Origin of the sequence: Nonomuraea sp. NPDC049784 (genome assembly GCF_040659615.1) — a bacterium.
Classification (GTDB): Bacteria; Actinomycetota; Actinomycetes; order Streptosporangiales; family Streptosporangiaceae; genus Nonomuraea.
This window is the reverse complement of the sequence record NZ_JBFAMX010000498.1, coordinates 1-7,669: the sequence shown is the minus strand read 5'-3', so window position 1 is coordinate 7,669 and position 7,669 is coordinate 1. Positions and strand designations below refer to the sequence as shown.

Here is a 7,669-nt window from a genome sequence, read left to right as displayed (position 1 = left end):
CGGTGTTTTCTCCCGCCCGCACCGCGCCCCGGCGGGCCGCACTCGCCGCTGTGGCGCCGCCTCGCGCGGCCCCCACCTCGCGGCGGCCCGCGTCGACGGCGAGCTGCACCAGCAGGCTCCCCACGCCGCCGCCCGCCGCCTCCACCAGCACCCACTCACCGGGCTTCGGAGCGGCGGCCCGCGCGAGGCCCACGGCGGTGCGCCCGTCGGCGAGCAGTGCCACCGCGACCTCGGACGACAGCCCGTCGGGGATCGGGATCAGGTCGGCGGCGTCGGCCACCGCCAGCTCCGCGTAGCCGCCAGATCCGCCCAGCGTGCTGACCACCCGCGCGCCGAGCAGCGCCTCGTCCACGCCCTCGCCCGTCTTGACGACCGTGCCCGCGACGCCGTTGCCCAGGATCGCCGGCAGCTCGGCCCGCCGTGGTCCCCGGTCCGCGCGTACCTGCGTCTCCACGAACGTGATGCCCGCCACCGACACCTCCACGAGCACCTGTCCAGGGCCGGCAGCCGGGTCCGGCACCTCCTCCACGACCAGCGCCTCCGGCCCGCCGTACCGCCTCAGGACCACCGCACGCATGACCAGCCTTCCCCTCTATCGGAGCGTTTCGCTCCGAAATTCTAATAGCCTCTACGGGATGAGCACACGCGGGAGGCAGGCCGAGGCCGCGCGGAACGATCTGCGGCTGTTGCGGGCGGCGCACGAGGTGTTCACGACGCAGGGGTTCGACGCGCCCGTGTCGGCCATCGCCAAGGCGGCGGGTGTGGGCATGGGAAGCCTCTACCGCCGCTACCGCACCAAGGAGGAGCTGCTCCAGCGCCTGTGCATGATCGCCATGGAGCGTGGGGTGGAGGCGGCCGAGGCCGGGCTGGCCGAGCCGGATCCTTGGGAGGGTTTGTGCCTGTACGTACGCACGTGCGTCGGTTTCCGGGCGGGTGCCCTCGCGCCGGTCGCGGGCACCATCGAAGTCACGGACGAGATGTGGCGCACGGCGAGGAGGTCCACGGAGCTGGCCGGCCGGCTGGTCACCAGGGCCCGTGAGGCCGGCGTGCTCAGGAGCGACGTGACCACCCTCGACATCTCGCTGCTGATGGAGCAGTTCAGCCGCCCGGCGCCCGGGGGCGAGCATCCGCACGTCAAGGAGCGCCTGCTGACCATCGCGCTCGACGGCCTGCGGGCGCCCGGGGCGACCGAGCTGCCCGGCGAACCGCCGAGTACAGAGTGGTACGAAGGCCGTTGGGGGAGCGCTCCTTAGGTCTACGGTTAGAAACGTGGGCTTCAACGAGCTGCTCAAGGACCTCGATCACAGCGCCAGCGTCCAGGCCGCGGGCATCAGGCGCGGCTATGGTGGGCCGCCCGCCCGCACGGTGAGCGTCACCTCGGGGCTGGCGCGGCTGCGCTGCGCGTCCTTGCTCAAGCCCCTGTACGCGTGGGTGAGCGCGGCCCGCATCCCCGACGCCGACCGCTGGCGGCGGCACGCCGAGCCCGCGGTGGTCGTGTCCTCCAACGCCGACACGCTCAACCTGTGGCTCGCCGTAGGCCCGCGCGTAATCCTCGACGACCTCCGCCAGCGCACCGGCGTCGCGTGGTCACCGCCCAACGGCGACCCCTCCCGGTTCGGCTCGGTCGAGGTGGCCGCCGACGAGGTGGCGACCGCGTACGCGGTGCTCGCCCAGTCCGCCGTCGCGGGCGACCCCGTCGCGGAGACCATCCTGGGGTGGATGCGGAAGGTCAGCGCGTCGCAGGCGTTCGGTGTCCGGGAGGCCATCCGATCGCCCGGGGCGGGGGTCAAGAGCGGCTGGTACGGCGCGCCGGACGAGACGTGCCTGCGCACGCATACCGTGGCAGTCCTGCCCCGCGGCGGCACCCGGGTCACGGTGGCCGTCGGGATGACCGCCCTGCCGTACACCGACGTGCGCGAGCGCGAGGTCTACCAGGAGAGGGTGGGCAAGGGGGTGCCCGTGGAGGCCGAGCACGAGAAGGTGGCGGGTACGCTGCTGCGCGAGCTCCTGGTGACGACGCTGGACGAGCTCGGTCACTTCCGCGACGGGCCGGGCCATCCGCACAGGGCGTCGAGCTGAGTCAGTCCCACAGCGGGAGCGAGCGGCCCGCGCCGCGCTCGACCGCGGCCGCGTAGAGCGCCTGGGCGGCGGCCGCGTCCTGGATCGCGGTCCCGGTGGAGTCGAAGACGACGACCTCCTCGGCGCTCTCGCGGCCCTGCGCCGTGCCCGCGACGATCTCGCCCAGCTCGGCCCTGACCGGGGTGCCCGGGCGGTGGTGCAGTTCGCCGACCTCGGCGCACTGGTGCGTGACGTCCGTGACGAGAGCCGCGCCGGCGAGGAGGTTGTCGTGGAGCTCGCGCTTCTCCGGCGCGTCGGAGCCGACCGCCGCGACCAGGGCGCCCGGTCTCACGTCCTTGATGCCGAGGTACGGGGTGGTGGCGGGGGTCAGGGTGACGACGATGTCCGCCTGGCTCGCCGCGTCGTGGGCTGTTGGAGCACTTTCCGCCTGTTGCCCGGCAGCGAACCGTTCGGCCTTGGTCCGGTCGCGGCTCCAGACGATGACGCGTTCGATGGGGCGTTCGTGGCGGATCGCCGCGATGTGGGCGGCCGCCTGGGCGCCGGTGCCGAGCACGGCGAGGGTGGAGGCGTGGGGGAGCGCCAGGTGGCGTACGGCCACCGCGCTCGCGGCCGCCGTGCGCAGCCGGGTGACCGTGGCGGACTCCAGGAACATCAGAGGCTGGCCGGTCGAGCCGTCGAACAGGGCGATGACGCCGACGATGCTGGGCAGGCCCAGCGTGGCGGGGCGGTCGTAGAAGCAGGCGCCGATCTTCACGGCGACGATGCCGTTGAGTCCGCCAGCCTTGATGTGGAACTCGCCGGGCGGACTGTCGAGGTGGGCCAGGCGGCTGGGAAGGGTTTCGCTGCGAGCGTAGGATGCGAAGGCCTGTTCGATGAGATCGGTGTATGCGGATGCTGGAAGGAGCCGCTCGATCTCGGACTGGGTGAGCATGAGCACGCTTGGGGATGTTCGCCGATTTTTCCTACTTCGTCTAGAGGTTATTGTGTTTTTGCCGTTTTAGGGGGATGTGGGGTCTTGGCCTGCGGCCGGGCAGGCCGCCCGAGCCCGCGCTTGCGGCGGCAGCGAAGTCCTACGGCGGCGAGCTGTCCGTCGCCTCGGCGGGCACCACGGTGCGCCTGGCCTGACGCGTGAGTTTCCCGATCACCTCGGCCAGCTCGGGCGGCTCGACTCCGTCGGGCAATTCCTCGGCCCACGCGTAGCCGCGATAGACCTCCCGCTCCTCCTCGGTGAGCTGCCCCGGGCGCACCGCCGGCCGGGCCTCGTCGAACGTGGCCAGGAAGAACGGCTCGGTCTTCACGTATCGGATCCCGAGCCACGCGAAGTCGCGTGCCACCTCGACGAACCGCTCCCGCACGGCCGATCCCGGCAGTCCGGTCTCCTCGGCCAGCTCCCGCTTGGCCGCCTCCAGCGCCGTCTCGCCAGGGTCGATGCCGCCGCCGGGCGGCTCCCAGACGTCCATGCGGCTGACCGGGTCGTACCAGTGCATCAGCAGCACCCTGCCATCGCGATCCAGGCAGACGACACGAGCGGCGGGACGGTCACTGCTGCCCGTCCGGGCCTCTTCCCCTTCTGTGGTGCTCACCGGACAGACGTTACACAGCGGTGGGGTCGTCGGGTTGCTCCTCGTCCAGGACGAGCGCGAGCAGCCCGGGGAAACGGTCGTCGAACTCGTCGCGGCGGAGGCGGTTGAGCCGCCGGGAGCCTTCGTCGCGCTGCTCGAGCAGCCCCACGTTGCGTAACACCGAGAAGTGGTGGCTGAGCGTGGACTTGGCCACGGGCAGGTGGGAGAACGTGCCACAGGCGCGCGCCCAGTCGGGGACGCCCGCCAGCTCCCGCACGATACGGCGGCGGATCGGATCGCCCAGCGCGTCGAGGGCGGCCTGCAGCGAGACCTCGAGCGGGGACGTGTGCGTCAGTCCGCGTGTCCTGTTCGACTGTGGTCGAACACCGGTGTAGTGTTCCATCTCGATCGAACATCCTACGCGAGGGGAGCGGCCGTGGAAATCGGGCGCGTCGGAGTGTGGCATCCCATGATCAGCAAGGCTCCCGCCGAGGAGGCGCGGCGCGCGGCGGCCCGGATCGAGGAGCTGGGCTACGGCTCACTCTGGATCAACGAGGGCGGCGGCAGCAAGGAGCCGCTCACCATGTCCGCCATCCTTCTGGCGGCCACAGAGCGCATCGCGGTCGGCACCGGCATCGCCAACATCTGGGCCCGCGACGCCATGGCCATGGAGGCCGGCGCGGTCGCGCTGGCCGACGCCTTTCCCGGCCGCTTCCTGCTCGGCATCGGAGTCAGCCACGGCCCCCTGGTCAAAGGCCGCGGCCACGACTACACCAAGCCCCTGACCGCCATGCGCTCCTACTTGGAGGGCATGGACCAGGCTGTCCAGGCCCTCCCCAAACCCCCGTCCCCGGCCCCCACGATCCTGGCCGCCCTGAGGCCCAAGATGCTGGAGCTCTCCAGAGACAAGGCCGACGGCGCCCACACGTACTTCGTCCCGCCGGAGCACACCTCCCAGGCCCGTCAGATCCTGGGCCCGGACCGCCTCCTGATCCCCGAGCAGGCGGTCGTCCTGGAGTCCGACCCCACCCGCGCCCGCGAGATCGCCCGCGCCCACCTGGCGTACTACCTGAAGCTGCCCAACTACCTCAACAACCTGCGCACGCTGGGCTTCACGGACGACGACTTCGCCGACGGGGGCAGCAACCGCCTCGCGGACGCCATCGTGGCCTGGGGCGACGCGGGCGCGATCGTCAAGCGCATCCAAGCCCACCTCGACGCGGGCGCCAACCACGTGGCCATCCAGCCTCTCTCCCCGGAGGCTCCCGACCTCGCCAACGCCCTGACCCAGCTGACCGACCTGGCGGGTCCCCTCGGCCTTTAGCGCGCCCTTACGCGGCAGGCGCCGGCGCGTTCGGCTCCGTCACCGTTTCATCGCGCCGTCGGCGATGGCGTCCGCCGCGTTGCCGATGGCCACCCCGACGATCTCGAGGCGGCGCACGAGCTCCCGCTCCTTCATCGCATCCGCCGTCAGCTCTCCCGAGAAGATGCGCGAGATCTCGTACTGGTACATCCGCCGGATGGCCTCCATTCCAGCCCGCGGACAACCCTCAAGGGCCGGGTTGCCCCCCTCCCCGAACCCGCGATGTCCGATAACTACCCGGGATCGAGTGGATGATGGACGATCGGCCGCGGAGCCTCAGTCGGGTACTCTCTGTGATTGCCGCCCGCCCGGTACGCTGCCAAGATCGGCCCAGCGGCGACCGACGACCCGACGCCTGCGAGAGTGAAGCATGACCAGCTCCGCCGAGTACATCCTGACCCTGTCCTGCCCCGACCAGCCCGGTGTGGTGGCCGCTGTTTCTGGCCTGCTGGCCGGAAAAGGGTGCAACATCATCGAGAGCCAGCAGTTCGGGGACCGGGTCGGGCAGCGCTTCTTCATGCGGGTGCAGTTCGCGGGGCCGCTGAGCGAAGACGAGCTCAGCGGGGCCTTCGCTGCGCTCGCACCCGACTTCGCCATGGAGTTCAAGCTGCGCGACGTGGCCAGGAAGCCGCGGGTGCTGATCATGGTCAGCAAGTTCGACCACTGCCTGAACGACCTGCTCTATCGCGTCAGGTCGAAGGCTCTGGACATCGAGATCGTCGCGGTCGTCTCCAACCATCCCGACCTGCGCCCGCTCACGCAGTCGTACGGGATCGACTACCACCACCTGCCGATCACGCCCGACGCCAAGGCCAAGCAGGAGGCCGAGGTGCTGGCCCTGGTGGAGCACTACCAGGTGGACCTGGTGGTGCTGGCCCGCTACATGCAGGTGCTGTCGCAGGAGCTGTGCGAGAAGCTGAGCGGGCGGGCGATCAACATCCACCACTCGTTCCTGCCGTCGTTCAAGGGCGCCAAGCCGTACCACCAGGCCTACAGCCGCGGCGTCAAGCTGATCGGCGCCACGGCACACTACGTGACCTCCGACCTGGACGAGGGGCCGATCATCGAGCAGGAGGTGGCCAGGGTCAACCACAGCCACTCTCCTGAGGACCTGGTGGCGATCGGGCGCGACGTGGAGTGCGTGACCCTGGCCAGGGCGGTCAAGTGGCACGCCGAGCAGCGGGTGCTGCTCGACGGGCACAAGACGATCATCTTCCCGCGCTAGGCATCCACCGCCGTGACCAGCAGCTTCCCTCTCACGTGCTCGTGCTCCAGGTCCCAGTACGCCTGCGCCGCCTCGGCCGGCGGGTAGCGGCGGGTGACGGTGGAGGGCAGGACGCCTTTCACGGCGAGGGCGGCCACCTCCTCCAGGTCGCCGGGACGGGCGTTGGTGTAGACGGTCTCGAAGCCGGTCGACGGGTCGGGGCTGGGGAAGGCGATGTTCAGCAGCCGGCCTCCCGGGCGTACGACCGTTGCCAAGGCGGGCAGGGCGGTTCCCGGGAGGGCCAGGTTGACCAGGGCGTCGATGCCGTCTGGATGACGGGTCCGAGTCTCGGCGGCGACGTCGGCCGAGCGGTAGTCGATCGTCTCAGAGGCGCCAAGCCCGCGGACGTAGCCCTCGTCCGAGGGGATCGCGGTGGCGATCACGTGTACGCCCTGCGCCGCAAGCAGCGGCACCACGGCGCCGCCCACCCCGCCGGCCGCCCCGATGACCAGTGCCTTCGTCCCACGTGCGAAATCCCCGGCGCGGAGCAGCGGGAGGGCGGTCAGCGCGGTGACGGGCAGGCTCGCGGCGTGCTCGGCGGGGAGCTCGGCTGGCCTGAGCGCGAGGGCGGGCGTGTCGGCGTCGAAGACCGCGTACTCGGCCATCGTGCCCGTCGTGAACGACGGCGGCGAGGACACCAGGCTCGCCATGCTCCCGGCCGCCCGCGCCTGGCCGAGTCCGAATATTTCATCACCGGGGGAGAATCGTCCGACCTCCGGTCCGACAGCCGTGACCGTACCGGCGAAGTCGCTTCCGAGGACGTGTGGGAACTCCAGCGGGACCGAGTCCTTGAACGCCCCGCTCACGATCCTGAGGTCGGCCGGGTTGAGCCCGGCCGCCGCGATCCTGACCTGGATCTGGCCGGCGCCCGGCAGCGGGACCGGCACGTCCGCCACCTCCAGGACCTCCGCCCCGCCATAACCCCTCGCCACCAGTGCCTTCATGGGAACCTCCGATAACCGGACCGCTTGGTCAGGTTAAGCATAATATGACCGGGCGGTCCGGTTACGGTAGGCTCCTGGTGTGGCGAACATGCGGGCGGACGCGGTGCGTAACAGGCGGCTGCTGCTGGACGCGGCGGCGGCCGAGTTCGCGGAGCACGGCATGGACGTCTCGATCGCGCGCATCGCGGCGCGGGCGGGCATCGGCAAGGGCACGGTGTTCCGGCACTTCGCGACCAAGGAGCAGCTCATGGCCGCGATACTCAGCGACCAGCTCGACGCGCTGGTGGCGAGGGGTGAGGCCCTGTTCGAGTGCGCCGACCCCGGTGAGGCGGTGCTGGACTTCATGGCCGCCGGGGTCGAGCTGCGGTCGTTCTGCGTGGCGTTCACCGCGGAAATGCGCGAGGAGCCGCAGGTCAGGGCCGCGAGCGAGCGGCTGGTCGCGGTCGCGGAGTCGCTC

At 71.1% G+C, this 7,669-nt stretch carries 11 protein-coding genes; 5 read left to right on the top strand and 6 right to left on the bottom strand.

Going from position 1 to position 7,669, the window contains the following annotated elements; translation table 11 throughout:
- The coding region (locus AB0J09_RS49435; protein WP_360707881.1) for an alcohol dehydrogenase catalytic domain-containing protein at positions 1-577 on the bottom strand (577 nt) is incomplete at its 3' end.
- A gap of 58 nt (positions 578-635) precedes the next feature.
- On the opposite strand from AB0J09_RS49435, the gene AB0J09_RS49430 reads away from it, so the two are divergent.
- Entirely contained in the window at positions 636-1,253 is a 618-nt protein-coding gene (locus tag AB0J09_RS49430) for a helix-turn-helix domain-containing protein (RefSeq protein ID WP_360707878.1), read from the top strand.
- Positions 1,254-1,269: 16 nt separating this feature from the next.
- The gene (locus AB0J09_RS49425) at positions 1,270-2,079 is read left to right on the top strand and encodes a hypothetical protein (RefSeq protein WP_360707876.1); all 810 of its coding nucleotides are present in this window, start codon (positions 1,270-1,272) and stop codon (positions 2,077-2,079) included.
- Position 2,080: 1 nt separating this feature from the next.
- Here the strand turns inward: AB0J09_RS49425 and AB0J09_RS49420 are convergent, their stop codons facing one another.
- From AB0J09_RS49420 to AB0J09_RS49410, 3 genes are all read right to left on the bottom strand, one after another.
- Positions 2,081-3,010 (bottom strand): ornithine cyclodeaminase family protein, encoded by a 930-nt coding sequence (locus AB0J09_RS49420; RefSeq protein ID WP_360707887.1) that lies wholly within the window; start codon positions 3,008-3,010, stop codon positions 2,081-2,083.
- Positions 3,011-3,149: 139 nt separating this feature from the next.
- Positions 3,150-3,662 carry an NUDIX domain-containing protein gene (locus AB0J09_RS49415; protein ID WP_360707873.1) on the bottom strand — a complete coding sequence of 171 codons (513 nt, stop codon included), beginning with the start codon at positions 3,660-3,662 and terminating at the stop codon, positions 3,150-3,152.
- A gap of 10 nt (positions 3,663-3,672) precedes the next feature.
- Positions 3,673-4,044 carry an ArsR family transcriptional regulator gene (locus AB0J09_RS49410; RefSeq protein WP_360707870.1) on the bottom strand — a complete coding sequence of 124 codons (372 nt, stop codon included), beginning with the start codon at positions 4,042-4,044 and terminating at the stop codon, positions 3,673-3,675.
- 33 nt (positions 4,045-4,077) lie between these two features.
- On the opposite strand from AB0J09_RS49410, the gene AB0J09_RS49405 reads away from it, so the two are divergent.
- Positions 4,078-4,965: an LLM class F420-dependent oxidoreductase gene (locus AB0J09_RS49405; RefSeq protein WP_360707867.1), complete on the top strand. Its 888-nt coding sequence runs from the start codon at positions 4,078-4,080 to the stop codon at positions 4,963-4,965.
- 39 nt (positions 4,966-5,004) lie between these two features.
- Here AB0J09_RS49405 and AB0J09_RS49400 read toward each other — a convergent pair whose 3' ends face one another.
- Positions 5,005-5,154 (bottom strand): hypothetical protein, encoded by a 150-nt coding sequence (locus tag AB0J09_RS49400; RefSeq protein ID WP_360707864.1) that lies wholly within the window; start codon positions 5,152-5,154, stop codon positions 5,005-5,007.
- Between the two features lie 220 nt (positions 5,155-5,374).
- On the opposite strand from AB0J09_RS49400, the gene purU reads away from it, so the two are divergent.
- Positions 5,375-6,229, top strand: a complete 855-nt coding sequence (gene purU, locus AB0J09_RS49395; RefSeq protein ID WP_360707862.1) for a formyltetrahydrofolate deformylase — start codon at positions 5,375-5,377, stop codon at positions 6,227-6,229.
- On the opposite strand, the gene AB0J09_RS49390 is transcribed toward purU, so the two are convergent.
- Positions 6,226-7,212, bottom strand: a complete 987-nt coding sequence (locus AB0J09_RS49390) for an NADP-dependent oxidoreductase (RefSeq protein WP_360707859.1) — start codon at positions 7,210-7,212, stop codon at positions 6,226-6,228. The genes purU and AB0J09_RS49390 overlap by 4 nt on opposite strands.
- Positions 7,213-7,300: 88 nt before the next feature.
- Here AB0J09_RS49390 and AB0J09_RS49385 point away from each other — a divergent pair.
- On the top strand, positions 7,301-7,669 hold a 369-nt coding region (locus AB0J09_RS49385), incomplete at its 3' end, for a helix-turn-helix domain-containing protein (RefSeq protein ID WP_360707884.1).